The sequence below is a fragment of the Jiella flava genome, assembly GCF_017349315.1.
Lineage (GTDB): Bacteria > Pseudomonadota > Alphaproteobacteria > Rhizobiales > Rhizobiaceae > Jiella > Jiella flava.
The window spans coordinates 77,717-103,043 of record NZ_JAFMPP010000010.1 but is presented as its reverse complement, the minus strand read 5'-3'; the positions used below and the strand labels follow the sequence as shown (position 1 = coordinate 103,043).

At 63.3% G+C, this 25,327-nt stretch carries 19 protein-coding genes and 2 tRNA genes; 12 read left to right on the top strand and 9 right to left on the bottom strand.

What is annotated here, in order from left to right; translation table 11 throughout:
- Window positions 1–58 precede the first annotated feature (58 nt).
- Window positions 59–1,882, top strand: a complete 1,824-nt coding sequence (locus J1C48_RS12630) for a DUF4153 domain-containing protein (RefSeq protein ID WP_207258207.1) — start codon at window positions 59–61, stop codon at window positions 1,880–1,882.
- 48 nt (window positions 1,883–1,930) lie between these two features.
- Here J1C48_RS12630 and trmFO read toward each other — a convergent pair whose 3' ends face one another.
- Together trmFO and J1C48_RS12620 are read right to left on the bottom strand one after the other, a co-directional pair.
- Window positions 1,931–3,352 (bottom strand): methylenetetrahydrofolate--tRNA-(uracil(54)-C(5))-methyltransferase (FADH(2)-oxidizing) TrmFO, encoded by a 1,422-nt coding sequence (trmFO, locus tag J1C48_RS12625; RefSeq protein WP_207258206.1) that lies wholly within the window; start codon window positions 3,350–3,352, stop codon window positions 1,931–1,933.
- 512 nt (window positions 3,353–3,864) lie between these two features.
- The gene (locus tag J1C48_RS12620; RefSeq protein ID WP_207258205.1) at window positions 3,865–4,008 is read right to left on the bottom strand and encodes a DUF1127 domain-containing protein; all 144 of its coding nucleotides are present in this window, start codon (window positions 4,006–4,008) and stop codon (window positions 3,865–3,867) included.
- 396 nt (window positions 4,009–4,404) lie between these two features.
- On the opposite strand from J1C48_RS12620, the gene J1C48_RS12615 reads away from it, so the two are divergent.
- The 10 genes from J1C48_RS12615 to J1C48_RS12570 all read left to right on the top strand — a co-directional run bounded on the left by J1C48_RS12615 (window position 4,405) and on the right by J1C48_RS12570 (window position 18,192).
- Window positions 4,405–4,489: transfer RNA gene (locus tag J1C48_RS12615), tRNA-Leu, on the top strand.
- Window positions 4,490–4,579: 90 nt separating this feature from the next.
- Window positions 4,580–5,944: a trigger factor gene (gene tig, locus J1C48_RS12610; protein ID WP_207258204.1), complete on the top strand. Its 1,365-nt coding sequence runs from the start codon at window positions 4,580–4,582 to the stop codon at window positions 5,942–5,944.
- Between the two features lie 188 nt (window positions 5,945–6,132).
- Complete coding sequence (locus tag J1C48_RS12605) at window positions 6,133–8,556, top strand: mechanosensitive ion channel domain-containing protein (protein ID WP_207258248.1); 2,424 nt, start codon at window positions 6,133–6,135, stop codon at window positions 8,554–8,556.
- A 222-nt stretch (window positions 8,557–8,778) separates the two neighbouring features.
- On the top strand, window positions 8,779–9,411 hold the full coding sequence (locus tag J1C48_RS12600; protein WP_207258203.1) for an ATP-dependent Clp protease proteolytic subunit: 633 nt from the start codon (window positions 8,779–8,781) through the stop codon (window positions 9,409–9,411).
- Window positions 9,412–9,647: 236 nt separating this feature from the next.
- Window positions 9,648–10,916 (top strand): ATP-dependent Clp protease ATP-binding subunit ClpX, encoded by a 1,269-nt coding sequence (clpX, locus tag J1C48_RS12595; protein WP_207258202.1) that lies wholly within the window; start codon window positions 9,648–9,650, stop codon window positions 10,914–10,916.
- Between the two features lie 234 nt (window positions 10,917–11,150).
- Complete coding sequence (gene lon, locus J1C48_RS12590; protein ID WP_207258201.1) at window positions 11,151–13,571, top strand: endopeptidase La; 2,421 nt, start codon at window positions 11,151–11,153, stop codon at window positions 13,569–13,571.
- A gap of 172 nt (window positions 13,572–13,743) precedes the next feature.
- Window positions 13,744–14,019: an HU family DNA-binding protein gene (locus J1C48_RS12585; RefSeq protein ID WP_207258200.1), complete on the top strand. Its 276-nt coding sequence runs from the start codon at window positions 13,744–13,746 to the stop codon at window positions 14,017–14,019.
- 576 nt (window positions 14,020–14,595) lie between these two features.
- Complete coding sequence (locus tag J1C48_RS12580; protein WP_207258199.1) at window positions 14,596–15,603, top strand: zinc-binding alcohol dehydrogenase family protein; 1,008 nt, start codon at window positions 14,596–14,598, stop codon at window positions 15,601–15,603.
- A gap of 187 nt (window positions 15,604–15,790) precedes the next feature.
- Window positions 15,791–17,296, top strand: a complete 1,506-nt coding sequence (locus J1C48_RS12575; protein ID WP_207258198.1) for a UxaA family hydrolase — start codon at window positions 15,791–15,793, stop codon at window positions 17,294–17,296.
- Window positions 17,297–17,529: 233 nt separating this feature from the next.
- Complete coding sequence (locus tag J1C48_RS12570) at window positions 17,530–18,192, top strand: hypothetical protein (protein WP_207258197.1); 663 nt, start codon at window positions 17,530–17,532, stop codon at window positions 18,190–18,192.
- Window positions 18,193–18,245: 53 nt separating this feature from the next.
- Here J1C48_RS12570 and J1C48_RS12565 read toward each other — a convergent pair.
- Both J1C48_RS12565 and J1C48_RS12560 read right to left on the bottom strand, forming a co-directional pair.
- Window positions 18,246–18,320: transfer RNA gene (locus J1C48_RS12565), tRNA-Val, on the bottom strand.
- Window positions 18,321–18,558: 238 nt separating this feature from the next.
- Window positions 18,559–19,251 carry an HAD-IA family hydrolase gene (locus tag J1C48_RS12560; protein ID WP_207258196.1) on the bottom strand — a complete coding sequence of 231 codons (693 nt, stop codon included), beginning with the start codon at window positions 19,249–19,251 and terminating at the stop codon, window positions 18,559–18,561.
- A 295-nt stretch (window positions 19,252–19,546) separates the two neighbouring features.
- On the opposite strand from J1C48_RS12560, the gene J1C48_RS12555 reads away from it, so the two are divergent.
- Window positions 19,547–19,864, top strand: coding sequence for a DUF1476 domain-containing protein (locus J1C48_RS12555; protein ID WP_207258195.1), 318 nt, complete (start codon window positions 19,547–19,549; stop codon window positions 19,862–19,864).
- Window positions 19,865–19,881: 17 nt separating this feature from the next.
- On the opposite strand, the gene J1C48_RS12550 is transcribed toward J1C48_RS12555, so the two are convergent.
- The 5 genes from J1C48_RS12550 to J1C48_RS12530 form a co-directional block, all read right to left on the bottom strand.
- Window positions 19,882–20,445, bottom strand: coding sequence for an RBBP9/YdeN family alpha/beta hydrolase (locus J1C48_RS12550; RefSeq protein WP_207258247.1), 564 nt, complete (start codon window positions 20,443–20,445; stop codon window positions 19,882–19,884).
- 127 nt (window positions 20,446–20,572) lie between these two features.
- Window positions 20,573–22,084, bottom strand: coding sequence for a malonate--CoA ligase (locus J1C48_RS12545; protein ID WP_207258194.1), 1,512 nt, complete (start codon window positions 22,082–22,084; stop codon window positions 20,573–20,575).
- Complete coding sequence (locus tag J1C48_RS12540) at window positions 22,081–23,436, bottom strand: malonyl-CoA decarboxylase (RefSeq protein ID WP_207258193.1); 1,356 nt, start codon at window positions 23,434–23,436, stop codon at window positions 22,081–22,083. Before J1C48_RS12540 ends, J1C48_RS12545 begins: the two co-directional genes overlap by 4 nt.
- A complete protein-coding gene (locus tag J1C48_RS12535; protein ID WP_207258192.1) occupies window positions 23,433–24,761 on the bottom strand; it encodes a TRAP transporter large permease subunit in 1,329 nt (442 codons plus the stop codon). The genes J1C48_RS12540 and J1C48_RS12535 overlap by 4 nt, the downstream gene beginning before the upstream one ends.
- Window positions 24,758–25,300: a TRAP transporter small permease subunit gene (locus J1C48_RS12530; protein WP_207258191.1), complete on the bottom strand. Its 543-nt coding sequence runs from the start codon at window positions 25,298–25,300 to the stop codon at window positions 24,758–24,760. Before J1C48_RS12530 ends, J1C48_RS12535 begins: the two co-directional genes overlap by 4 nt.
- Window positions 25,301–25,327: the final 27 nt, after the last annotated feature.

The following is a 25,327-nucleotide window of genomic DNA, read 5'->3' as shown; positions in this document are numbered from 1 at the left end:
ATGTGCGGACCGGCCCGTGCGCGTCGGGATTGGGCGAAGGGACGAGCGGGACGGCGGAATGCAGCGGATCGTGGACAGGCGCGCTTCGGCGCAAACCAGCGGTTGGTTCAACCGGGCCGCGGCGACGCTTGCCCGGGGCACCGAGATTGCCCTTGTCCGATTTCCGGTGGCTTCGCTCGGATTCATCGCCATTGCGATCCTGAGCAATATGGAGGTTGCCGGGCACGATTTTGACCGGATCGACGATCTTCTCTGGCTGATCGGTGCGCTCTATTGCGGGGCGGTTGCCGCGGTTTCGGCCACGCTGGCCGGCGAGGCGCGCGACTGGCGAGATCTGCCGATTCAACTGGCGGCGCTCGGCGTCGCCACGCTGCTGGCCGCGGTCGTCTATTTCGGTGGGCGCGCGGAGAATCATCTGCCGGCCCTGACGCCGGCTTTGACCTTGCTGGTCCCGCTCGCGCCGTTTTTGGGGCGGGGCGGACCGGTGCGGTTTTGGACCTTCACGCTCTGGTCGTTCGTCGGCGCGGCGCTTGCTTTCCTGTCGGTCCTCTTGTTCGTGGTCGGTCTCTCGGCGATCTTCGAGATGGTTCGGTTCCTGTTCGATATCGGACTGAGCGCGACCGACTACGAACATATCTACGTCACGGCCTTCACCCTCGTCGGTCCGCTCTTCGCGCTTGGTCGTCTGCCGCGAAGCTTTGAGGATCGGCCGGCTTTCGCCGAGGATCGGCTGGTCAGCGGCGTGCGCCTGCTGATCTCCTGGGTCGCCATTCCGCTCGCACTGACGACGGCGCTGGTTCTGCATCTTTACGCCGTCAAGATCGCTCTTGCAGGCCGCCTGCCGCAAAACGCCGTCGGTTGGATCGTCACCTTTGACGCCTTCCTGGTGCTTGCGCTGCGGATTGCCGCCGAGCCGTTTCTTGCCACGGGCGGGCTCCCGAGTCGGCTGTTTGCCAAAAGCTGGGGCGTCATTCTGATTGTCCCGCTGATTCTCGCCGCGATCGGGATCTGGCAGCGCATCGCGGCCGAGGGCGTCACGCTCGAACGCTATTATGTCGCGCTTGCGATCCTGGCGGCGGTGATCGTGCTCGCCTGCCAGCTGGTGCCCCGGCTCGCGGGCGACATCCGGCTGATGGCGTTGGTGCCTATTGCGCTCGTCGGACTGTCGGCCATCGGTCCTTGGGGAGCGGCGAGCGTATCTGGCGACAGCCAGACGGCACGGATCGTTGCGGAGTTCGCGACAAGGGTTCCCGGCAGCGATCAGCTGGCTTTGCGGCCGAGCAAGGAACAGCATGCGCAGCGCGTCACCCGGCTCGAATCGCGTTTGGGGGCGCTCGCCGACGCCGACCGCCTCGGCGATCTTGCGCCCTATCTCGATCACGATCTGGCCGCGCGGCTGATGACGGCGCTGCGCAACGATCCGGGCGACGCCTATGCGCTCTTGGTCGACAGTCTGCATATCGACACCTCGACATGGGTGAAGGCGCGTCCGCGCGGTTTCGTGGCGCTGAAGGGCACGGAGATCGCGACCGGCGGCTATGACAGAGCCGTGCTCGCCCGGGTCGTCATTCCCGGCGTCGACGAAAGCAAAGACGACAACGGCGACGCGATTGCCGGCATGACCTTCGCTCTCGAAGGGGGCGATCTCGTTGCCTCGCGGGGGACGACGGTGATCCACTTTCCGATCAAGAAGGCCATCGACGAGCTGCCCGATCAGCTCTTCGACGAGCCGGCGCAGGTAATCACGCCGCCGGTTCTCGATTTGATCGCCCAGGACGGCAAGCGCCTGCGGATCGTCCTGCGTCGCGTCGCCCAGAGCGATTCGGGCCAGATCAACTATCTTGAATTTGACGCCTTTTTCCGCAGCGCCGACTGGTCCTGAGGTCCGGCAGAAGTGTGCCGTTAGCGCGCATCGCTGCCGTTTCGGGGATTACTCGGCCGCTTGGCGCAGATCCTTTTCGCCGAGCCAGGCGGCGAAGTCGGCAAGGGCCCGGCGCGAGAGCGCGTTCTTTTTGGCAAGCGCCTTTTCCTTGCCGCGAAAGCGCTTCTGGCCTTCGGGCTTCTGGATTGCGCCCGGCTCGAGCGGCGGAAACAGGCCGAAATTGACGTTCATCGGCTGGAACGAGCGTTTGCCGCCATCGTCCTGCCGGGCGAGATGGCCGCCGGTGATATGGGCGATCAGCGCGCCGGTCGCCGTGCTCTGGGGCGGCGGAGGAAGCGATTGGCCCCGGCGTTCCGCGGCTGTGAAGCGTCCCGCCATCAAGCCGACCGCGGCCGATTCGACATAGCCTTCGCAGCCGGTGATCTGGCCGGCAAAGCGCAGATGCGGGCGCGCCTTCAGGGTGAGCGTCGCATCGAGGAGCACCGGCGAATTCAGATAGGTGTTGCGATGCAGGCCGCCGAGCCGCGCGAATTCGGCACTTTCCAGCCCCGGGATCATCCGGAAGATCTCGGCCTGCGCGCCGTATTTCAGCTTCGTCTGGAAGCCGACCATGTTGTAGAGCGTGCCGAGCGCATTGTCCTGGCGCAGCTGGACGACGGCATAGGGTTTGATGTCGGGCTGATGGGCGTTGGTCAGGCCCATCGGCTTCATCGGCCCGTGCCGCAAGGTCTCGGGGCCGCGCTCGGCCATCACCTCGATCGGCAGACAGCCGTCGAAATAGGGCGTGCCCTCCCACTCTTTGAACGCCGCCCGGTCGCCTTCGACAAGCGCCGCGACAAAGCGCTCATAGGTTTCGCGGTCGAGTGGGCAGTTGATGTAGTCCTTGCCGGTGCCGCCGGGCCCGACCTTGTCGTACCGCGATTGGAACCAGGCCTTGTCCATGTCGATCGAATCGAAATGGACGATCGGCGCGATGGCGTCGAAGAAGGCGAGGGCATCCTGGCCGGTGGCCGCGCCGATCGCTTCCGCGAGCTTTGGCGCGGTGAGCGGCCCGGTGGCGACGATGGTCGTGCCCCAGTCTTCCGGCGGCAGGCCGTCGACTTCCCCGCGCTCGATGGTGACCAGCGGGTGATCCTCGAGCGCTTTCGAGACGGCCGCCGAAAACCCTTCGCGATCGACGGCGAGGGCGCCACCGGCCGGCACCTGATGTTGGTCTGCCATCGTCATGATCAGCGAACCGGCAAGCCGCATCTCGGCGTGCAGGACGCCGACGGCATTGGCCGTCGCATCGTCGGAGCGAAACGAGTTCGAGCAGACCAGCTCCGCGAGACCGTCGGTCTTGTGGGCCTCGGTGCCGCGCAGCGGGCGCATTTCGTGAAGGATGACGGGGATGCCGGCATGGGCAAGCTGCCAGGCGGCTTCCGACCCAGCAAGGCCGCCGCCGACGACATGGACGGTTTTGTTTGACATGGCCGGAATCTACGCGACGGCGCGCGAAAACGAAACCGGCTTCCGGCCATTAAAGCTGTCAAATTCGAGCGAGACGAGCGCCTTGAAAACGCAAAACCCGCCGGGGGGAGGACCCGGCGGGTTCAAAGGATGGTCTGCCGGTTGGGAGGAGGTTGGCAGACCGTTTTCCGCTTTTGGCCTGGGAGGAGGATGGCCTCGGCGAAACTGTGAAACTCTTGGATCCCGATGTGCCCGCCGGGGGGAGGACCCGGCGGGCTCAAAGGATGGTCTGCCGGTTGGGAGGAGGTTGGCAGACCGTTTTCCGTCTTGGCCTGGGAGGAGGATGGCCGCGACGAAACTATGAAACTCTTGGGTCCCGATGCGCCCGCCGGGGGGAGGACCCGGCGGGCTCAAAGGATGGTCTGCCGGTTGGGAGGAGGTTGGCAGACCGTTTTCCGTCTTGGCCTGGGAGGAGGATGGCCGCGACGAAACTCAAAACTTCCGTGGCATTCTCTGACGTCGAGCGCCTTGACTTAGAGAACGGTCTGGCGAGCAACCGTCGGGATGTCCGAGCGAGAAATGCCGAGATCGGCAAGCTCGCGACGCGACAGACGGCTCAGCTCGTTCAACGTCTCACGGTAACGGCGCCAGGTCTTGTACGAACGAACCAGGTTCATGACGAACGTCCTTAATCATTCAAACTTCAGCCAACGAGCTTCGGATCAACGTCCGTTTCCCGCTGTTGTGATTGCAATCTATGCGCGGCCGACGAGGTGAGCTAGACGGCGAAATGCATGGCTGCAATGCGAGTTGTGCATCGCAGCAAAACTTTGCAATGACCCAGTTATCACAATGACTTGGAGTCAATCGTTGAGGCGATCTGTCGTTAATTTGTCATAAAGAATGCTTTATTCCCGCGCAGTGCGGGGGCCGTTCGCCGATAGCGTGTTGGAGCATCCCGGGCACCAATCGGTGCCGATGCGGCCGCAAGACAGGCGGTTTTGCCCTTTCATGGTCGGATTCGCGGTGATATAGAGGCCCGCGCTTCGCAACCTGTGTGGCCGACGCGTCTTGCGGGTGTGGCGGAATTGGCAGACGCACTTGGTTTAGGTCCAAGCGCCGAGAGGCATGGGGGTTCAAGTCCCTCCACCCGCACCATTTGCCGAATTCAACAGGACTGTTCTCGGTCGTAAATCCGCAAAATCAGCGGGCCGGTGCAGTCAAACAGGATCGAGAAGGTTATAAAGCATGCAGGTTACGGAGACCAAGGCCGAGGGCCTCAAGCGCGAGATCGAGATTGTCGTGCCCGCCTCGGACCTTGAGGCGCGCCTTCAGACCCGCCTCTTCGAGGCGAAGGACAAGGTGCAGCTGAAGGGTTTCCGTCCCGGCAAGGTGCCTGTCAATCATCTGCGCAAGATGTACGGCAAGTCGCTGATGGCCGAGATCGTCAACGAGATCTTGAACGAGACGCCGGGGTCGGTGATGGCCGAGCGCAACGAACGCGCCGCCATGCGCCCCGAGATCGCCATGACCGAGGACGAGGCCGAGGCCGACAAGGTCTTGAACGGTCAGAGCGACTTCAAGTTCACGGTCTCCTACGAGACGCTGCCGCAGTTCGAGATCAAGGACACTAGCGGTATCAAGATCGAGCGGCCGATTGTTGAGGTCTCCGAGGCGGAGGTCTCCGAGCAGGTTGAGCGGATCGCGGAGAACGCTCGCGTATACGAGGAAAAGGACGGGGCTGCCGAAACCGGCGACAAGCTGACCATTGATTTCGTCGGCAAGATCGACGGCGAGGCTTTCGAGGGCGGTTCGGCCGAGGGCGCCGATCTGGTGATCGGTTCCGGCCGTTTTATCCCCGGCTTCGAGGAGCAACTGGTCGGTGCCAAAGCCGGAGACGAAAAGACGCTCGATGTGACCTTCCCAGAGGATTACGGCGCAGATCATCTTGCCGGTAAGGCGGCGAAGTTCGACGTTACCGTCAAGGCGGTGTCGGCTCCGACCGAGACGGCGATCGACGACGAGATGGCCAAGAAGCTCGGTCTGGAGTCGCTGGAGAAGCTTCAGGAGATCGTTCGCGATCAGATCCAGAGCCAGTACGGCATGGCCACCCGCCAGAAGGTCAAGCGCCAGCTGCTCGACGCTCTCGACAAGGAATACGACTTTCCGCTCCCCGAGAAGCTGGTCGAAGCCGAGTTCGACAACATCTGGACCCAGGTGCAGCGCGAGCTGAATGACAACGGCAAGACCTTCGAGGATGAGGAGACGACCGAGGAAAAGGCTCGGGCGGATTACCGCCGCCTCGCCGAACGCCGGGTGCGTCTCGGGCTCGTTCTGTCGCAGATCGGCGAGACGGCCGGCGTGCAGGTCGCCGAGGAGGAGCTGCAGCGCGCGGTCTTCGAGCAGATGCAGCGCTTCCCGGGCCAGGAACAGGAAATCCTGAAGATGTTGCAGGAGAACCCGGAAGCGATCCAGAGCATCCGGGCGCCGCTTTACGAGGAGAAGGTCGTCGATCATCTTCTCGGTCAGGTCGATGTGACCGATAAGACGGTGACCAAGGAAGAGCTGATGGCCGAGGACGAAGCCGAAGACGGCGCGCTCGCCGCCAGCTGATCGACGACATTGAACTGTCATTGCAAAAGGGCCGGTCAATGCCGGCCCTTTTGCATTTTCTGCCCCACTGTCGTCAAAGCCATCGGTGATAGGCTGACGCGCGCGCCGCAGCGTGACGTGCTCGATCTCAACTGCATCTGCCGCTGCGCATCCTGCCAATCCGGATCCAGAAGAGACCTTTGTTGAAGATGAATCGCTGCGTCAGACCGCTGTTTTCATCGCGCTGCCTTGCGGCGTTGTTCGCCGCCCTGTTTGTCGTTCTCGCGGCGGCGACGTCGGTTGTGCAGGCGCAGAGCCTGTCCACGCTGACGGGCTCGTCGCAACCTGCCGAACAGGCCGACAGTGGCGCGGCCGCCAAGCAGCCATCGCTCGACGACCTCATCAAGATTCTCGAAAACGACGACACCCGCAAGAAGCTGATCGAATCGCTGAAAGCGGCTGCCTATAAGGCGCCGGAGCAGAGCGCTCAGCAGCCGCAGCAACAGGCGGAACAGGCCAAGAATCCCGGCCAGATCGTGCGCTCGCTGCCCGGCCGGGTCGCCGAATACAGCCGCATGGCGATCGGCGCGGTGGTCGAAAGCGTGTCGGAGATCCCGCATTACATCAATCTGTCGACGCAGATGCTGTCGGGCGCCGAATCGATCGACCTGCCGAACATCTTCAAGGCGATCCTGCCGGTCGCGCTGGTGGCCTTTGTGGTCTTCGCGATGTTGTTCGTCGGGCGCTATTTCTCCCGGAAGATTTTTCGCAAGCTCGCCGACGGTACCGAGCATGCCGGACCGCTGCGCAAGCTGAGCTATCTCGTCATTTCGGCCTTGGTCGAGTTGGTCGCCGTGGTGCTGAGCTGGGCCTGCGGCTACCTGATTGCGACGCTTTACAGCGGTACCCGGCCGATCTTCAGCCAGGCGCTGTTCCTCAACGCCTTCCTGCTGATCGAGATGATCAAGGTTGTGCTCTCCGCCTTCGTCGCGCCGAACTATCCCGAGCTGCGGCTGACGCCGTTCTCCAATCGCCAGGCGAGCTACTGGTATTTCTGGATCTCGCGCCTGATCTCGATCATCGGCTACACCTTCCTCTTCATCGCGCCGATCGTGCAATGGGCCTCGACCCAGGCGGCGGCGGAGGCCACGCAGTTCATCGTGGCGTTCGGCGCGCTCTGCTTGACGATTGGCCTGATCCTGAAAAACCGCGGGGTGGTGCGCGAGCGGCTGAAGCGGGCGCGTAAAAATGGCGACACCAGCTTCCGGGCGAGGGCCCACGCCTTTATCGGTCAGATCTGGTGGCTCTTGGCAATCGTCGCGACCCTCTCGCTCTTTGTGGTCTGGCTGCAGAGCCCCGAGGACGGTCTTGCCTTCGTCGCGACGGCGGCTGGCAAGTCGGTCGCCGCGATGGCGCTGGGTGGACTACTGTTCTCGATCCTGTCGCGGATGATCGCCCATGGCGTGATCATTCCGCAGGAGCTGAAATATCGCTTGCCGCTGCTGGAGCGGCGGCTGAACGGCTTCGTGCCGAAGCTGCTCACCATGATCAGCCTCCTCGTCGTCGCCGTGGTCTTTGTCATCATCCTCGATTCCTGGGGCATTTCGACGGTCGGCAGCTGGTTCAGCTCGACGTTCGGGCAGCAGGTGGTGTCGGGCTTCCTCGGGGCGCTGCTGATCGTCATGATCGCTTGTGCGATCTATCTCGGGGTGTCGTCCTGGATCGAATATCGGCTCAATCCGAACTACGGGACGGTGCCGACGGCGCGCGAGCGCACGCTCCTATCGTTGTTCCGCAATGCCTTTACCATCACCCTCGTGGTGGTGATTACGATGCTCGTTCTCTCGCAGATTGGCATCGACATCGCGCCGCTGCTCGCCGGTGCCGGTGTCGTCGGTCTGGCGATTGGTTTTGGTGCGCAGAAGCTGGTTCAGGACATCATCACCGGCGCCTTCATCCAGATCCAGAACGCCATGAACGAGGGCGACGTCGTCGAGCTGAACGGGGTGTCGGGCGTCGTCGAGCAACTGACCGTGCGCTCGGTCGGGCTGCGCAGCGTTGACGGCACCTGGCACCTGATCCCGTTCTCTGCGGTCGATCGGGTGGCGAACTTCTCCAAGGACTTTGCTTATTATGTCGCCGATATCGGCGTCGCCTATCGGGAAAATGTCGAGGATGTGAAGGCGATGATGATCGACGCCTTCGAGGAGTTGAAGACCACCAATGTCGGCGAGAATCTGATCTCCGGCTTCGATATGTGGGGCGTCAACGAACTCGGCGACTCGGCGGTGGTGGTGCGTGGCCGGGTGATGACCAAGCCCGGCACCCAATGGGGCGTCGGCCGCGCCTATCGCGAAATCATCAAGCGCATGGCGGACGAGCGCGGCATCGAGATCCCATTCCCGCATATGACGGTGTGGTTCGGCGAAGATCGAAACGGCAAGGCGCCGCCGGTGCGCATGCGCGAGGAGCCGGCCGAGCCGGCGAAGATCGTCGATCACACCGCCGAAACCAAGGAGGGGCACGAAGGCTACGACCGCGACCTTTCCAAGCACGGCACCAGCGACGGCGGCGGCAAGCCGATCCCGCCAGATGCGGTCGATATCGACACGGCCGGGGGCGGTCGGGGTTAGCCGCACAGGCTGACAGCGATCGCCGCGCGAGGTGGGCGGTTGGCGGCCGCAAGGGGCGGCGGCAGCCGACGAATTTACCGCAAGATCGCTTGATCGCGCAGCCCGGCTTCGGACGGGTTGCGGATCGCCGATGCAAGGCCCTATCTAGACTCCAAGCCGGCCGGCCGTGATTCGTCGCGGACGGGCAAAGCCATTCATATTCGCGATGTTTGAGACACGATCATGAAACACCCGATGGAAACCGCGATGAACCTCGTCCCGATGGTGGTCGAGCAGACCAATCGCGGCGAACGCGCCTACGACATTTTCTCGCGTCTTCTGAAAGAGCGGGTGATCTTCATCACCGGTCCGATCGAAGATTCGATGGCGACGCTGGTCTGCGCCCAGCTCCTTTTCCTCGAGGCCGAAAACCCGAAGAAGGAAATCGCGCTTTACATCAATTCTCCCGGTGGTGTCGTCACCTCCGGCATGGCGATCTACGACACCATGCAGTTCATCAAGCCGGCGGTTTCGACGCTGTGCATCGGTCAGGCGGCGTCGATGGGCTCGCTGCTTCTGTGCGCCGGCCACAAGGACATGCGCTTTGCCACGCCCAATGCGCGCATCATGGTCCATCAGCCGTCCGGTGGCTTCCAGGGTCAGGCGTCAGACATCGAGCGTCACGCCCAGGACATCATCAAGCTGAAGCGGCGCCTCAATGAGGTCTATGTCGAGCATACGGGGCAAGACTACGAGACTGTTGAACGCACGCTCGATCGTGACCACTTCATGACGGCAGGCGAAGCGCAGGCCTTCGGCCTGATTGACAAAGTTTACTCTTCACGCGAGGCGCTGGAGAAGGAATTGTCGCAATAGCGCGATTTGCACGGCTTCGTCACTTGTCGGCCACAGTTGAGCGTCGATAATGGGACGCGTCCCGTTAAGGGCCACATAAGCAATTGGCGTTATGCCTTAAGATGTGGATTGCTATGTGATGTCCGGGGAGGGGCTTGCGCCTTTGCAGAGACGGTCTGAAGACTATCTTTGGAAAGGTGCGGTTTCGCGGAAGAGACGCTAACGGGCGCATTGCACCCGATCGGAAGGAAAGACGAATGAGCAAAACGAGCGGCGGCGATTCCAAAAACACGCTCTATTGCTCTTTCTGCGGAAAGAGCCAGCACGAAGTCCGCAAGCTGATCGCCGGGCCTACGGTCTTCATCTGCGACGAGTGTGTCGAGCTTTGCATGGACATCATCCGGGAGGAAAACAAATCCTCCATGGTGAAGTCGCGTGAAGGCGTGCCCACACCTCAGGAGATTATCGCGGTTCTGGATGACTATGTGATCGGCCAGTCCTACGCGAAGAAGGTCTTGTCGGTCGCGGTCCACAATCATTACAAGCGTCTGGCTCACGCGCAGAAGAACAACGATGTCGAGCTGGCGAAGTCGAACATCCTGCTGATCGGCCCGACCGGTTGCGGCAAGACGCTGCTCGCGCAGACGCTCGCCCGCATCCTCGACGTGCCGTTCACCATGGCCGACGCGACGACGCTGACCGAGGCGGGCTACGTCGGCGAGGATGTCGAGAACATCATCCTGAAGCTGCTCCAGTCGGCCGACTATAATGTCGAGCGCGCGCAGCGCGGCATCGTTTATATCGACGAGATCGACAAGATCAGCCGCAAGTCGGACAACCCCTCGATCACCCGCGACGTGTCGGGCGAGGGTGTCCAGCAGGCGCTGCTGAAGATCATGGAAGGAACGGTTGCGTCGGTTCCGCCCCAGGGTGGCCGCAAGCATCCGCAGCAGGAATTCCTGCAGGTCGACACCGCGAACATCCTGTTCATCTGCGGTGGCGCCTTTGCCGGCCTCGACAAGATCATCTCTGATCGCGGCCGCAAGACGTCGATCGGCTTCGCCGCCAATGTCGAGTCGCCGGAAGACCGGCGCTCGGGCGAGCTGTTCCGTCAGGTCGAGCCGGAAGATCTGTTGAAGTTTGGCCTGATCCCGGAATTCGTCGGCCGCTTGCCGGTTCTGGCGACGCTGGAGGATCTCGACGAGGTCGCTCTGGTTCAGATCCTCGAACAGCCGAAAAATGCGCTCGTCAAGCAGTATGCGCGCCTGTTCGAGATGGAAAATGTCGAGCTGACCTTCCACGAGGACGCATTGAAGGCCATCGCCCGCAAGGCGATCGAGCGCAAGACCGGCGCACGTGGCCTGCGCTCGATCATGGAAGCGATGTTGCTCGACACCATGTTCGATCTGCCGACATTGGAAGGCGTGCAGGAAGTCGTGATTTCGGAAGAGGTGATCGACGGCAGCGCACGGCCGCTTTACATCTACGCGGACCGGAGCGACGAGAAGGAGAACGTCTCGGCGTGACGAACGTCAGCGTCCCACTCGACTGAGATTTGTGCGAGCCCGTTCCGATTTCGGAGCGGGCTTTTCCATGCTTGCGCCGGTCTGTTGCTGCATTGCGAACAATCTGTCTGCTGCTTGAAAAACAAGGACTAGGACGCCAAATTGGCATTGGCGAATGGCCTTTTGCGCAAGGTCTTCAAGTTAAGGCTTGCCCTTGAGGGCTGCATGCGGTCGTCGCCGTAGAAAGGAAAATTCATGTCCAATACGCCAGAACGTCCGGAGGCGGGAGAGACGGCATTGTTCCCAGTGCTGCCGCTCCGAGACATTGTTGTGTTTCCGCATATGATCGTGCCGCTTTTTGTCGGCCGTGAGAAGTCGATTAAGGCGCTCGAAGAGGTGATGGGCGCGGACAAGCAGATCCTGCTTGCCACCCAGAAGAATGCCAGCGACGAAGACCCGGCGCCGGATGGCATCTACCCGGTCGGCACCATTGCGAATGTTCTGCAGCTTTTGAAGCTTCCGGACGGTACCGTGAAGGTGCTGGTCGAAGGCATCTCGCGGGCGATTATCCAGTCGTTCAGCTCCCGTACGGAATGGCACGAAGCCGAGGCCGACGTCGTCGGTGACAGCGAGGATGATCCCGTCGAGCTCGAGGCGTTGGCGCGCTCCGTGGTTTCGGAATTTGAAAACTATGTGAAGCTCAACAAGAAGATCTCGCCCGAAATCGTTGGTGCGGCCGGCCAGATCGAGGACTATTCGAAGCTCGCCGACACGGTGGCCTCGCATCTGGCGATCAAGATTCCCGAGAAGCAGGAGATGCTCTCGCTCTACTCGGTACGGGAGCGGCTGGAGCGCGCGCTCGGCTTCATGGAGGCGGAGATCTCGGTCCTGCAGGTCGAGAAGCGCATCCGCTCGCGCGTGAAGCGCCAGATGGAGAAGACCCAGCGCGAATACTATCTCAACGAGCAGATGAAGGCGATCCAGAAGGAACTCGGCGACGGCGAAGACGGCCGCGACGAGATGGCCGAGCTCGAGGAGCGGATCAAGAAGACCAAGCTCTCCAAGGAGGCGCGGGAGAAGGCGAATGCTGAGCTGAAGAAGCTGAAGCAGATGTCGCCGATGTCCGCCGAGGCGACGGTCGTGCGCAACTATCTCGACTGGTTGCTCGGCCTGCCCTGGGGCGTCAAGTCGAAGGTCAAGATCGACCTGAAGAAGGCTGAGGAGATTCTCGACGCCGACCATTACGGCCTCGACAAGGTCAAGGAACGGATCGTCGAATATCTCGCCGTGCAGAGCCGGCAGAACAAGCTGAAGGGGCCGATCCTGTGCCTTGTCGGCCCTCCGGGCGTCGGCAAGACCTCGCTGGCCAAGTCGATCGCGCGGGCGACCGGGCGCGAGTATGTCCGTATGGCGCTCGGCGGTGTCCGTGACGAGGCGGAGATCCGCGGTCATCGGCGGACCTATATCGGCTCGATGCCAGGCAAGGTCGTGCAGTCGATGAAGAAGGCGAAGAAGGCGAACCCGCTGTTCCTTCTGGACGAGATCGACAAGATGGGGATGGATTTTCGCGGCGATCCGTCCTCGGCCTTGCTCGAAGTGCTCGATCCCGAGCAGAACGCCACCTTCATGGACCATTATCTTGAGGTCGAATACGATCTGTCGGCGACGATGTTCGTGACCACGGCGAATACGCTCAACATCCCGGCGCCGCTGATGGACCGGATGGAGATCATCCGCATCGCCGGCTACACCGAGGATGAGAAGGTCGAGATCGCCCGGCGGCACCTGTTGCCGAAGGCCGTTCGCGATCATGCTCTGAAGGATGGCGAGTTCTCGGTTTCCGAGGACGCGTTGCGCGAAATCGCCCGGCGCTACACCCGCGAGGCGGGCGTGCGCAATTTCGAGCGCGAGCTGATGACGCTTGCCCGCAAGGCGGTCACCAAGATCCTCAAGGGCGAGACCGAGACGGTGGAGGTCAAGGCGGACAACATTTCCGACTTCCTCGGCGTGCCGCGCTTCCGCTTCGGCGAGGCCGAGCTCGACGATCAGGTCGGTGTGGTGACCGGCCTGGCCTGGACCGAGGTCGGCGGCGAGTTGTTGACGATCGAAGGCGTCATGATGCCCGGCAAGGGCAAGATGACGGTGACGGGCAATCTGAAGGACGTCATGAAGGAGTCGATCTCCGCAGCGGCATCCTATGTGCGCTCGCGTGCTCTCGACTACGGCATCAAGCCGCCGCTGTTCGAAAAGCGCGACATCCACGTCCACGTTCCGGAGGGGGCGACCCCGAAGGACGGGCCGTCGGCCGGCACCGCGATGGCGACCGCGATTGTCTCGGTGATGACCGGCATTCCGGTGCGCCGCGATATCGCCATGACCGGCGAGATCACCCTGCGCGGCCGGGTCTTGCCGATCGGCGGATTGAAGGAGAAACTACTCGCGGCACTGCGCGGCGGCATCAAGAAGGTTCTGATTCCCGAGGAGAACGCCAAGGATCTGGCCGATATCCCGGACAATGTGAAGAACCGGCTTGAGATCGTCCCGGTTTCGCGGATGGGCGAAGTGCTCCAGCATGCCCTGATCGAGCCGTTGAAGCCGGTCGAATGGTCGGAGACGGAAGAGCCGCTGAAGGGGCCCGAACCGACCGATGAGGGCGCGACGGCTGTTGCGCACTGACCGCAGTTGCGAAACTATGTCATGAAATGCCGCCCTGCGGGGCGGCATTTTCGTGCTGTTAGCTCGATTCGAGCCTTGTGGACATTGCCGAAATTCAGGCGATCCGCGAGAGTAAACGCTGGTTCTCAATATGGAATCACATGAGCGATGATGCTCCCCAGGAGGATTGCCAATGAATAAGAATGACCTCGTCTCCGCCGTCGCCGAACAGGCGGAGCTCTCCAAGCAGCAGGCCGGCGCGGCCGTCGATGCCGTTTTCGACGCTATCGAAGCTTCCATGGCCAAGGGCGACGACGTGCGCCTTGTTGGTTTCGGAACCTTCTCGGTGTCGCACCGTGCCGCTTCCAAGGGCCGCAACCCGTCGACGGGCGCTGAGGTGGACATCCCGGCTCGGAACGTCCCGAAGTTCGCTCCGGGCAAGGGTCTCAAGGACGCCGTCAACAAGTAAGCTTTTCCGCTCGCTCGGTCTTGCCCGTCGAATGATGAGATGGGCAGGACCGCGCGGAGTAAGAGTCTGCCCATCGCATCGCCGGACCCGCGCGGCCGCGCCGACCGGTGTGGCGCTGAACAGATGTCCTGTGAACGTTGGCGTCACGGGCTTGCCCATGTGCCTTACGTCGCGAGTTCTGGTTTGCGATGGATTGCTCCGAGCGATTTCATTGCCCTGATGCGGCTCTCGGCTTGCTGATGACGATGCCGGTCGATCGTGCATGAGGGCGGAAGAACATCGCGCGTTCGCGCGTCGCTTCGACGTGCATGAGCCGCTCAGCATCTCGTTCATCTTTCACGTCCGATCACGTGTTACCGTTTGCCCGATCTGGTGCTGCGGCTGCGGCGATGATGTTGCGTATCGAAAAGTCGGCCAGGGCTCGATGCTCTGGCTGTCATGCGTGAACTGCGATAAGTTCGCCTGCGAAGAGTCGCGGCCGCGCGGAGGCGAATGAAACGTCCGGTCCGAACGAACTGTGTGGGCAGTGTTGTTCGGCGATGGGCACAGCCGGCCACGACACCAGGGGAGGCAAGCATGAAAGCCTTGGCAGTCGAGGCACCGGGCCGGATCGCCTTGGTCGACCGGGTGCGACCTGAAGTTGCGCCGGATGGCTGGGTTCTGGTCGACGTCGCGCGGGTCGGAATCTGTGGAACCGACTATCACATCATCGATGGCAAGCACCCTTTTCTGCAATATCCACGGCTTATCGGTCACGAACTGAGCGGCCGCGCGTATTCCGACGGTCCCGGGTATCGGGCCGGCGATCTGGTGATCGTCAATCCTTATGTGTCCTGCGGCAAATGCCGGGCCTGCCGCAAAGATATGCCGAATTGCTGCCAGAGCATTGAAGTGCTGGGTGTCCATCGCGATGGCGGGCTGACGGAGCGGATCGCGGTGCCGGCCGGCAATCTTTACCCAGCGGAAGGGCTGAGCGTTGATCAAGCGGCGATGGTCGAATTTTTGGCGATTGGTGCCCATGCGGTGCGCCGGGCGCGGCTTTCGGCCGGCGCCGAGGTCGCGGTGGTTGGGCTTGGCCCGATCGGCATCGGCGCGGCGCTGTTTGCCCGGATCGCCGGCGCAACGGTGACGCTGGTCGATACCAACGCCGACCGGATCGCGGTTTTGGCGGCCCGATTTGGTTTCGAGCGTGCGGCCTTGGCCGGGAAGGACGTCGACGTTCTGGCCGCAAGCGGTCAGCCGGACGGATTCGACTGCGTCTTCGATGCGACCGGCCATGCCGCTGCGATGGAGGCGTCCTTTGGGCTGGTCGCCCATGGCGGGCAATTGGTTTTCGTCGGCGTCGTCAAAGACGCGATCCGCTTTTCCGATAGCGAATTCCACAAGCGCGAGATGAGCCTGCTTGCCAGCCGCAACGCCACCCGCGAAGACTTCGAAACGGTGGCCGCCGCGATCCGGCGCGGCGACGTCGACACCGACGCTCTTGCCACCCACCGCGCCCGATTCGATGATATCGTGGCGGGCTTGGAAGAGTGGCGTCGCGATCGCTCGATGATCATCAAGGCGATCGTCGAAGTCGCTTAGATTTCGTGCGCCATCAAGTTTGATCGCTCGTTGAAACGGCTGATGTCCCGGTGGGAGCCCTGCGTCGCAGGCGGCGGATCAAGGGGGAGAGGCCGAACGAGCGATTTTGGACGGTCCCGGCGGGCCCGAGATCAAGGCCAGCGGCAAGTCCGCTGATGGGAGGCTGACAGTGATGGAAGACCCGGCAATGACTTCTGGCGTGGCGTCGAACGTTTTGAAGCTTGACGCGAGCGACAACGTTGTGGTTGCCCTGCGTCCGCTGGCGATCGGCGAGACCGTCGAGGGGTTGACGCTGACCAACCCGATCCCGATGGGTCATAAACTGTCGCTCGTGGCACGCACCGAAGGCGATCCGATCGTCAAATACGGCCAGGTGATCGGGCGCGCGACCCAGCCGATCGCCGCTGGCGAACATGTCCACAGCCACAATTGCGGCATGGCGGATCTGCGCAATGCGGCGGGACCGGGCGGCGCGTCGCAACGCGACCTTCCCGCGCGCCGGACCTTCCAAGGGTTTCTGCGTCCGAACGGACGCGTTGGAACCCGCAATTACATCGGCATTCTCGCCTCGGTGAATTGCTCGACCACCGTCTGCCATGCCATCGCCGCCGAGGCCGAAAAGCGGCTTTTGCCACGGTTTCCGGGCATTGATGGTTTTGCCGCGATCGTCCACGATCAGGGCTGCGGCATGGCCGGCGCCGGGGAGGGCTTCGAGACGCTGGTGCGCACCCTCAAAGGCTATCGCGATCATCCAAATTTCGGCGGCATTTTGATCGTCGGGCTCGGCTGCGAGGTCAACCAGCTCACCCTCTACCGGTCGAGCGACTGGACCAAGGAGCGCTTTGCGACTTTCAATATTCAGGACGTCGGCGGCTCGGCCTCCGCCGTGCGCCGGGCGCTGGAAATTCTCGAACCGATCGCGGCGGCGGCCAATCAGGACCGGCGCAGCGAGCAGCCGGTGTCGAAGTTGACGCTCGCCATGCAGTGTGGCGGGTCAGACGCGTTCTCTGGAATCTCTGCCAATCCGGCGCTTGGCGTTGCGTCCGACCTGCTGGTCGCCGCCGGCGGCACCTCGATCTTGTCCGAAACCCCCGAAATCTTTGGCGCCGAGCATCTCCTGATCGCGCGATCCGACGCAGAAGCCGGCGAGAAGATTACCAAGATGATCGAGTGGTGGCGCGACTACACCGGCAAGAACGGCGCCGAGCTCGACAACAATCCGTCGCCCGGCAACAAGCGCGGGGGGTTGACGACAATTCTCGAAAAATCTCTCGGTGCCGTTGCCAAGGGCGGACGCGCGCCGGTTGCCGGCGCCTATGCCTATGCCGAGCCGATCGACCGCAACGGCTTCGTCTTCATGGACAGTCCCGGATACGATCCGGTGTCTGCGACCGGTCAGGTGGCGAGCGGCGGCAACATCATCGCCTTCACCACGGGCCGCGGCTCCTGCTTCGGGGCCAAGCCGACGCCGAGCATCAAGCTGGCCTCGACCACGGCGCTGTTCAATTCGATGCCCGAGGATATGGATATCGATTGCGGCCGGGTGCTCTCCGGCGAGATCGACCTCGAAACCCTCGGGCGGTCGATCTATGAGACGATCCTCGACGTTGCGTCGGGCAAGAAGAGCCGCTCGGAAGAGTTCGGCTACGGGGACCACGAATTCGTCCCCTGGAAAATCGGCGCGACGCTCTGAGCTGTCGTTGCGCCAGGCCGAACGGGGCGGCTTGAGACCACCGCCATTCGGCGGCGCTCGGCCGGAAATTTTCGGGACTGCAACAAATCGTCATCCCGGCGTCCGATTTTAGCCGGGATGTGGCATGAAATCTTCGTTCGTCGACCACTGGGAATGGCCGTTATCCTGACCGCCATTCCAACGCCTGCGCCAAAGCGGAGGCGGTGTGGTCCAATCGGGGACGAGGACACTCGATGATCGCAGTCATTGCGCGGTTTTCGCGCCGCTTTGCTTCGCAGGCCGTGATCTCGGGCTCCGTCATGGTCGCGCTTCACGCGATCGGCGGTGGCGCCGGTCTTTATGCGCTCATCTTCGGCCATGACGGCACCGTCGGCCCAAGCCGCGATGCGCCGCTGGGGGCGAGGGGCGATGTCGATCGGGCCGGCAAATCCGCGCGTCTCACCCGCCAAGCCGAAGCCGAGCCCATCATCGCGTCGGCCAGCTTCGTTTCTCCCCAGCCAGCCGCCGAGCCGGCGCGAGCGCTGAAATCGTCAGCCGGTCAAAGCCGTGATCTGGGCCGCGATCTGGGCCACGGTCTGGCGATTCCATCCGGCGTGACATTGTTCACCGAATGCCGCACCCGGTGCGAATCTCACGATCCGAGGCTCGTCGAAAACGAGACACCCGCCGCGATCCTGCCGGTCGCCTCTTTGCCGATCGCAGCACGGTCTGATGGCGACCGCGCTGCCGGTACAAATTTGCGGATTGCCGAGCGCAATCGTCATGCGCCGGCAGCTCAAGGCGTCGCAGATCGCGTCACAGCACCGATTTCGAATGGCGCACGATTTGTCTCTCACCAGATTGGTTCGCTGATCGACGGGGCCGGCGATACGGTCACCGCGTTGGCGAGCTGGTGAAAAGCCGTGAGCCGTAATGCCGCGTCGAAACTCGTGTGAAGCATCGAAAATCATGGTGGGCGCGACAGGGATCGAACCTGTGACCCCTTCGGTGTGAACGAAGTGCTCTCCCGCTGAGCTACGCGCCCATTCGGCCTGCGGCCGTGTCGCGCCGAAACGCTTGGCCTGCCGTTGGTCTTTTCCCGCATCGATCCAGGCGAAAATCGCCCCACACATGATTGGATCACGCTCGGCGTCGCATGGCGACGCAGGGACAGCCTATAGGGCGCTGCAGGCGCTCCCGTCAATATGCGATCGGCGCTGCGGCGACCTGTCTTCACATTCCGTCGGCGCGGCGCTGCAACAATTCGGGCAGACCGGCGCAGCTTACGGGCGATGTGCGAGCAGCCGCCACGCCAGCTTGGGGGTGAGATCGCGATAATCGGCCAAGGTGATCGACGCCTTTGCACGGGCGTCCGCCTCCGGCGCATAGCCGAAATCGACCAGAATCGATGGGATACCGGCGGCATCGGCGGCGTCGATGTCCGCCGCCGAATCGCCGATCATGATGGCGCCCGCCGCGACGCTGCCGCCGGCTCGGCCGAGCGTTTCGCGGATATGGTCTGGATGCGGCTTGCGATGGGCGACCGTGTCGGCACCACAGATCGTCGCAAAGCGGGCCGACAGGCCAAGCTGGTCAAGAAGCACCGTTGCCAGCCTCTCGCGCTTGTTGGTGCACACGGCAAGCTCGAAGCCGGCCTCGGTTAGAGCATCCATCGCGGTGACGACGCCCGGATAGGGGCGGGAGGCATCGGCGATATGGGCTTCGTAATAGCCAAGAAAGCGGTCGAGGGCGGCAAGCATCATCGGTTCGTCGAGGGGGACGCCGCGCCGCGCGTAAGCCGCGGTGAGCATGGCGCGGGCGCCGTGGCCGGCCTCAGGGCGCACGACCGCCAAGGCATCGGTGCCATGACCGGCTTCGCCGAGACAGTAATTGAGCGCGGCGGCAAGATCGGGGGCGGTGTCGATCAGCGTTCCGTCGAGGTCGAAGATGATCGTGGCGGCGGTCGGTGATGGCATGGCGCATGTCCTTTCGAGCCGGCGCCGCAGTGTCTGTCGCGGCCGACCGGGTTTAAGCGGCGAGCGAGCGGCGCGGCAAGTCCGCCTCCGATCAAGCCCGTCACATCGCGGTCGCGGGCGGCGGGCGACCGTGTGAAATCCGCCACCGGGTCAGGGCGGCCATGCTCAGCACCGGCGCGATGAGACCGGGCTGGCAAATGCCGTCTGGGCGAATTGATTTTGCTTCAAAAACCGCTTGCCTTTCCGTATGTCAGAGCCCATCGCCCGTACGGGGCCGAGCTGTGAGGAAAGATGCATGTCCTTCAACGATCGCGCACATGACTTCCAATCGCGTTATCTGCACGATCAGGAACTCCGTTTCCGGATCGAGGCCCGCCGCAACAAGCTTCTGGGTCTATGGGCGGCGGAGAAAATGGGTCTGACCGGCGACGATGCGACGCGCTACGCGCAGGAGGTGATCAACATCGCCTTCCAGACTCCGGGCGAGGACGGGATTTTCCAAAAGATCCGCGCCGATCTCGACGGCGCCGGCGTGGATCAGTCCGACCATCAAATCCACCGGCACATGGCGGAGCTTTTGGCCGAGGCCGAAAAGCAGGTCCACGACGACTGAGCTGTGCGCCGGCGCCGTCAGGCGGATGCCGGCGACAACCGGCTCATGAAACGCCCGAAGGTCAATAGGCCCTCGGGCCACGGCCCATGGCCGCTCTCGGCATTCAGATGGCCGACATCGCCGGCATCGACGAACAGTGAGCCCCAGGCACCGGCGATGTCCTCCGCCGCTTCGAAGGAGGAGAACATGTCGCTGCGGCTGGCGACGACGACGCTCGGAAACGGCAGCGGATCGCGCGGATAGGGGCCGAAGGTGCGCAGATGCTTGGGCCGGATCGCGTCGTTCGCGACATCCGGCGGCGCGACGAAGAACGCCCCGACCACCGGCCGGGTAAATTTCGGCACGGCGTGGACGGCGGCGGCAACGCCCAGCGAATGACCGACCAGCACCACCGGCCGCTTGGCGCTGTTGACGGCGCTGGCGACGGCCGCGGTCCAATCCTCGACGACGGGTTTTGACCATTCGGCCTGTGCGACACGGCGGGCTGTCGAGAGCTTGCGCTCCCAACGGGTCTGCCAGTGATCGTCAGGCGATCCCTTGTATCCGGGAATGATGAGAATATCAGCTTCGGCGACACGCATGGCTTGGGAGATGCGAATGCGGCGCCGCGAAGTCAACCGTTTTTCGGCGTGAGCATCGGCGTTCTTTCAGTCCCGGCCGGCGGACACCGCCGCCGGCGCGCAGCGTGTGCCCGCGTCAGGTCTCGGCTTAACCGCCAAGGAGATCCTTGTAAGTCTCGCGCAGAATGTTTTTCTGCACTTTGCCCATGGTGTTGCGCGGCAATTCGTCGACGAAGACGATGCGCTTGGGCTGCTTGAAGCGCGCGAGCTTGGCGGTCAGAGCGGCGATGACCGCGTCCTCCTCCAGCGGCTTCGACGCCACTACGCAGCCGACGACGCCCTCGCCGAAATCCTTGTGCGGCACCCCGATCACCGCGCTCTCGACGACGCCGTCCAGCGCGTCGATCGCCAGCTCGACCTCTTTCGGATAGACGTTGTAGCCGCCGGTGATCACGAGATCCTTGCCGCGTCCGACGATGGTGACGTAGCCGTCCTGATCGATAAAGCCGAGATCGCCGGTGATGAAAAAGCCGTCGGCGCGAAATTCCGACGCGGTCTTTTCCGGCATCTGCCAGTAGCCGGCAAAAACGTTCGGCCCCTTTACCTCGATGACGCCGATCTCGCCCTGCGGCAGCAGCTTGCCGCTGTCCGGATCAGCAATTCGAAGATCCGTGCCGGTGAGCGGAAAACCGACGGTCCCCGCCCGGCGCTCCCCGTCATAGGGATTGGAGGTGTTCATGTTGGTTTCGGTCATGCCGTAGCGCTCGAGAATGCGCTGGCCGGTGCGCGCCTCGAAGGCCTTGTGGGTCTCGGCCAAAAGCGGCGCCGAGCCGGAGGTAAACAGCCGCATATGGGCGGTGGACTCCTTGTTCAGACGATCGTCGGCGAGAAGTCGGGTGTAAAAGGTCGGCACCCCCATCATTGTGGTCGCCTGTGGCAGGTGATGGAACACGGCGTCGGGATCGAATTTCGGCAGGAAGATCAGCCCGGCGCCGGCGATCATCACCGTGTTCGAGGCGACGAACAGGCCGTGGGTGTGGAAGATCGGCAATGCATGGAGAAGTTCGTCCTTGGCGGTGAAGCCCCAGGTCTCGCACAACACCTCGGCATTGGAGAGCAAGTTGGCGTGGTTCAGCATCGCGCCCTTGGAGCGCCCGGTCGTCCCGGAGGTGTAGAGGATCGCCGCCAAATCCTCTGGAGCGCGGGCGACGCTGTCGAAGCCGGGACCGGCCGCGGCGACCGCGTTAGCAAGGCTGCCGGTGCCGTCGGCGCCAAGCGTGACGATCGTGGCGCCCGCCGTCTTGGCGATCGGGGTGAGGGCGTCTTTCCTCTTCGGATCGGCGACGAAAACAGTCGGTCCCGCATCGGTGAGAAAATAGTCGATCTCGGCCGGCGTATAGGCGGTGTTCAGCGGCAGGAAGACGCCGCCGGCCCGAAGCGTGCCGAGATAGAGCACCAGCGCGTCGATCGACTTTTCCACCTGCACCGCGACACGGTCGCCGGGCTTGACGCCGAGATCGACGAGCGCGGTGGCGAAGCGGGAGGAGAGCGCTTCGACGTCGCCGTAGCTGAGCTGGCGAGCGTTCGGCAGGAGGGCGAACCGGCGGTCGGGATTGGCGCGGCCGTGCTGGTAGAGCGCGTCGAACAGCGTGTTGGTCATGCGACGTCCTTCAAAGTGTGTCCGCTGCGGCCGGGAAGCAGGCCGGTGACGGCGCGGCTGGCGGCGATTTCGCCGTCTGTGGCATAGGCCTCGTGGCGCTGCTCCACCCGTGGCAGATCGTAGAGATAGTTGACCATCAGGCCGTGGGCCTGGGCGAGGCCTCTGGCCGACGGGTCGCCGAGATGCATGATCCGACTGAGGATCGCGCCGTTGCCGAGATGAAAGCGCGCCACCGGATCCTGCGGTCGCCCATCCGGGCGCTTGGCCCGCAGGAAATAGCGCGCGGCGAGCGACATCATCCCCGGCCGGGCCTCATCGACCGCCGTCGGATCAGCCTGCCAATGCTCGGTCCCGATGAGTTCCAGCGCCCGGCGCTCGGCCGGCTCGAGGCGCTCGCGAAAATCCTTCGGCAGGGCGCCGAGCCAGGCCGCAAAGCCCGGGGCGGGCGAGAGGGTGACGAAGGTCTTCAGATTGGGGAAATGCTCCCTCAGATCCTCGGCCACCTGCTTGATCAGGAACGAGCCGAAGGAAACGCTGGCGAGTCCCTTGTGGCAGTTGGAAATCGAATAGAACACGCCGGTCTGGGTCTGTTCCGCCGGGATCACCGGCCGATCCGGATCGAGCACGGCGGCGATCGAGCTCGGGATCTCGTCGGTGAGCGCCACCTCAACGAAGATCAGAGGATCATCCGGGATCGAGGGGTGGAAGAAGGCGAAGCAGCGCCGGTCGCTGGGGGCGAGACGTTGGCGCAATTCGTCCCAATCGCCGATCGCGTGGACCGCCTCGTATTGGATGATCTTCTCCAGGATCGAGGCCGGGGTGTTCCAGTCGATCGGGCGTAGCAGCAGGAAGCCGCGATTGAACCAGGACTGGAACAGGTGCACGAGATCGGTGTCGACCGGCCCGAGCCGCACCGGATCCTTTCGCATCAAGGGCAACAAACGCTCACGCAGCTTGACCAGTTCGGCGGTTCCGCCGGGCGCGAGATTGAGGCGCCGGAACAGCTCTTGGCGCGGCGGTTCGGCCACATGCTGGAGGTGGCGCAGGGTCTGCGGATTGGGATCGGCCGCATAGGCCGTGGCGGCCTCCGCCAGGTCGATCGGATCGGGCGAAAACTCCTCGGCCAGCATATGGAAGAAGCGTTTGATGCCCTTGTCGTCGAGGCCGCGCACGCCGTTGATCACATCGGCCGCCATTCGCACGCCGGTGGCTTCGCCGCGCGAGGACACCAGCCGATGGCAGAGCGCTGCGATCTCCGGCACCTCGACCCGCATCGGTGCCTCGTCACCGGCGAACCAACTGCTGGCGCCGATCGAACTGAGCAGATCGGAAAGAAGCGAGACGCGGCTCATCCTCCCGGCCCCATGACGACGTTGGGAAGGAACAGGGCGATCTCGGGGAAGACGCAAAGGACGACGATCCCGAGCACCATGCACAGCACATAGGGCAGGGATCCCCGAAGGATCGAGCCGAGTGAGATGTCCGGGGCGATGCCGTTGATCACATAAAGGTTGAGGCCGACGGGCGGGGTGATCAGCCCGATCTCCATGTTGATCGTCAGGATGACCGCGAACCAATAGGGATCGAAACCGGCATTGGTGATGATCGGCAGAAGGATCGGCGCGGTCATGAGGATCACGCCGACCGGCGGCAGGAAGAAGCCGGCGACCAGCAGGAACAGGTTGATCACCGCCATCAGCACCCAGCGATTGACCTCCATGTCGGCGATCGCCTGGGCGATCGACTGGGTGATGAACATTGATGAGAGAGCGAAGGCGAAGAGATCCGCCGCGCCGATCACAAGCATGATCATCACGCTCTCCTTGAGCGTGTCGCGGAAGATCGTCGACATGCTGGAGAACTTCCAGCTGCGGCTGAAGAGACCGTAGACCACCGCGACGAGGACCAGGCAGAACAGCGCGCCGACGCCGGCTGCTTCCGAGGGTGTCGCAACGCCGCCATAGAGCACGTAGAGGACGCCGGCGATGATGATGAGAAACGGGATGACCCGGGGCAGCGCGGCGAAGCGCTCGCGCATGGTGAAGCTTTGGGTCAGTTCCGACAGGCCGAGACCGCGCCGTTTGCAGGCAATGATCGTCCAGACCATGAAGAAGATCGTCAGCATCAGCCCCGGCAACAGACCGGCGAGAAAGAGCCGGCCGATCGAGGTCTCGGTGGCGATGCCATAGATGATCATCGTCACCGAGGGCGGAATCAGGATGCCGAGCGTGCCGCCGGCAGCGATCGAGCCGGCGGCGATTTCCGAGGGATAGCCGCGCTGGCGCATCTCCGGAATGCCCATCTTGCCGATGGCGGCGCAGGTGGCGGGCGAGGAGCCGGAAAGCGCGGCGAAGATCGAGCAGGCGCCGAGATTGGACAGGACCAGCCCGCCCGGCACTCGGTTCAGCCAGCGATCCAACGCCTCGTAAAGATCCTTGCCGGCGGGCGACGAGGCGACCGCCGCACCCATCAGAATGAACATCGGCACCGCGACGAGGCTGAAGGGCGACAAAAAGCCGAAGAACTGCTCGCCCACCGTCTGCAGAAAATAGGCGCCGTAGACAGCGTAGAGCGCACCCATGGCAACCAAGCCGAGGGAGAAGGCGATGGGGGTGCCGATCGCCAGCAGGGCGAGCAGCACCACGAGCATCACGAGGCCGGAGAGAAGCGGTGTCACGGGCGGGCCTCGCGCCTGCTGTCGGACATCAGAGCCGGCTCGTGACCGACGTCGTCGGCCCCGTCGAGGATGAGGCGCATGATCTCGGCGACATATTGCAGCGCCAGCATCACCGTGCCGACGGGCATCGGCAGCAGCGGCATCCACAGCGGCACCGCCCAGACCGTGTCGCTAGTCCAGCCATTCGTCCAGGCTTCTTCGAAGTGGTACCAGCCGGCATAGGCCAGCAGGCCGACGAAGAGCAGTGAGGCAAGGGCCGACAGGATTTGCAGCACGAGACGCATCGGCGCCGGCGCGGCGAGCTGCAGGAGGTCGACATTGACGTGGCCGCGCTGGATCAGCACCCAAGGCGCTCCCAGAAACGTTGCCGCGACGATCGCATAGGCGGTGTATTCGGTCTGCCAGACGGTCGAATGCCCGAGCACCGAGCGCACGAAAACCATATGGCTCACCGACAGGACGGCGGAGAAGAGAAGCAGGCCGGCGACGAGGCCGAGGCCGCGCGAGATCGCCGAGATCGCCTGGATGAAGAGACGCATGGTGCCGAACCCGAATGTCTGCCGAAG

Bases quoted from the DNA above. Each gene is read 5' to 3' on its own strand.
- J1C48_RS12530 (WP_207258191.1), bottom strand. From the start codon at position 25,300: ATGCGTCTCTTCATCCAGGCGATCTCGGCGATCTCGCGCGGCCTCGGC.
- J1C48_RS12555 (WP_207258195.1), top strand. From the start codon at position 19,547: ATGTCCTTCAACGATCGCGCACATGACTTCCAATCGCGTTATCTGCAC.
- J1C48_RS12630 (WP_207258207.1), top strand. From the start codon at position 59: ATGCAGCGGATCGTGGACAGGCGCGCTTCGGCGCAAACCAGCGGTTGG.
- J1C48_RS12545 (WP_207258194.1), bottom strand. From the start codon at position 22,084: ATGACCAACACGCTGTTCGACGCGCTCTACCAGCACGGCCGCGCCAAT.
- J1C48_RS12605 (WP_207258248.1), top strand. From the start codon at position 6,133: ATGAATCGCTGCGTCAGACCGCTGTTTTCATCGCGCTGCCTTGCGGCG.
- J1C48_RS12570 (WP_207258197.1), top strand. From the start codon at position 17,530: ATGATCGCAGTCATTGCGCGGTTTTCGCGCCGCTTTGCTTCGCAGGCC.
- J1C48_RS12600 (WP_207258203.1), top strand. From the start codon at position 8,779: ATGAAACACCCGATGGAAACCGCGATGAACCTCGTCCCGATGGTGGTC.
- trmFO (WP_207258206.1), bottom strand. From the start codon at position 3,352: ATGTCAAACAAAACCGTCCATGTCGTCGGCGGCGGCCTTGCTGGGTCG.
- J1C48_RS12540 (WP_207258193.1), bottom strand. From the start codon at position 23,436: ATGAGCCGCGTCTCGCTTCTTTCCGATCTGCTCAGTTCGATCGGCGCC.
- clpX (WP_207258202.1), top strand. From the start codon at position 9,648: ATGAGCAAAACGAGCGGCGGCGATTCCAAAAACACGCTCTATTGCTCT.
- J1C48_RS12620 (WP_207258205.1), bottom strand. From the start codon at position 4,008: ATGAACCTGGTTCGTTCGTACAAGACCTGGCGCCGTTACCGTGAGACG.
- J1C48_RS12585 (WP_207258200.1), top strand. From the start codon at position 13,744: ATGAATAAGAATGACCTCGTCTCCGCCGTCGCCGAACAGGCGGAGCTC.
- lon (WP_207258201.1), top strand. From the start codon at position 11,151: ATGTCCAATACGCCAGAACGTCCGGAGGCGGGAGAGACGGCATTGTTC.
- J1C48_RS12550 (WP_207258247.1), bottom strand. From the start codon at position 20,445: ATGCGTGTCGCCGAAGCTGATATTCTCATCATTCCCGGATACAAGGGA.
- J1C48_RS12575 (WP_207258198.1), top strand. From the start codon at position 15,791: ATGACTTCTGGCGTGGCGTCGAACGTTTTGAAGCTTGACGCGAGCGAC.
- J1C48_RS12560 (WP_207258196.1), bottom strand. From the start codon at position 19,251: ATGCCATCACCGACCGCCGCCACGATCATCTTCGACCTCGACGGAACG.
- J1C48_RS12580 (WP_207258199.1), top strand. From the start codon at position 14,596: ATGAAAGCCTTGGCAGTCGAGGCACCGGGCCGGATCGCCTTGGTCGAC.
- tig (WP_207258204.1), top strand. From the start codon at position 4,580: ATGCAGGTTACGGAGACCAAGGCCGAGGGCCTCAAGCGCGAGATCGAG.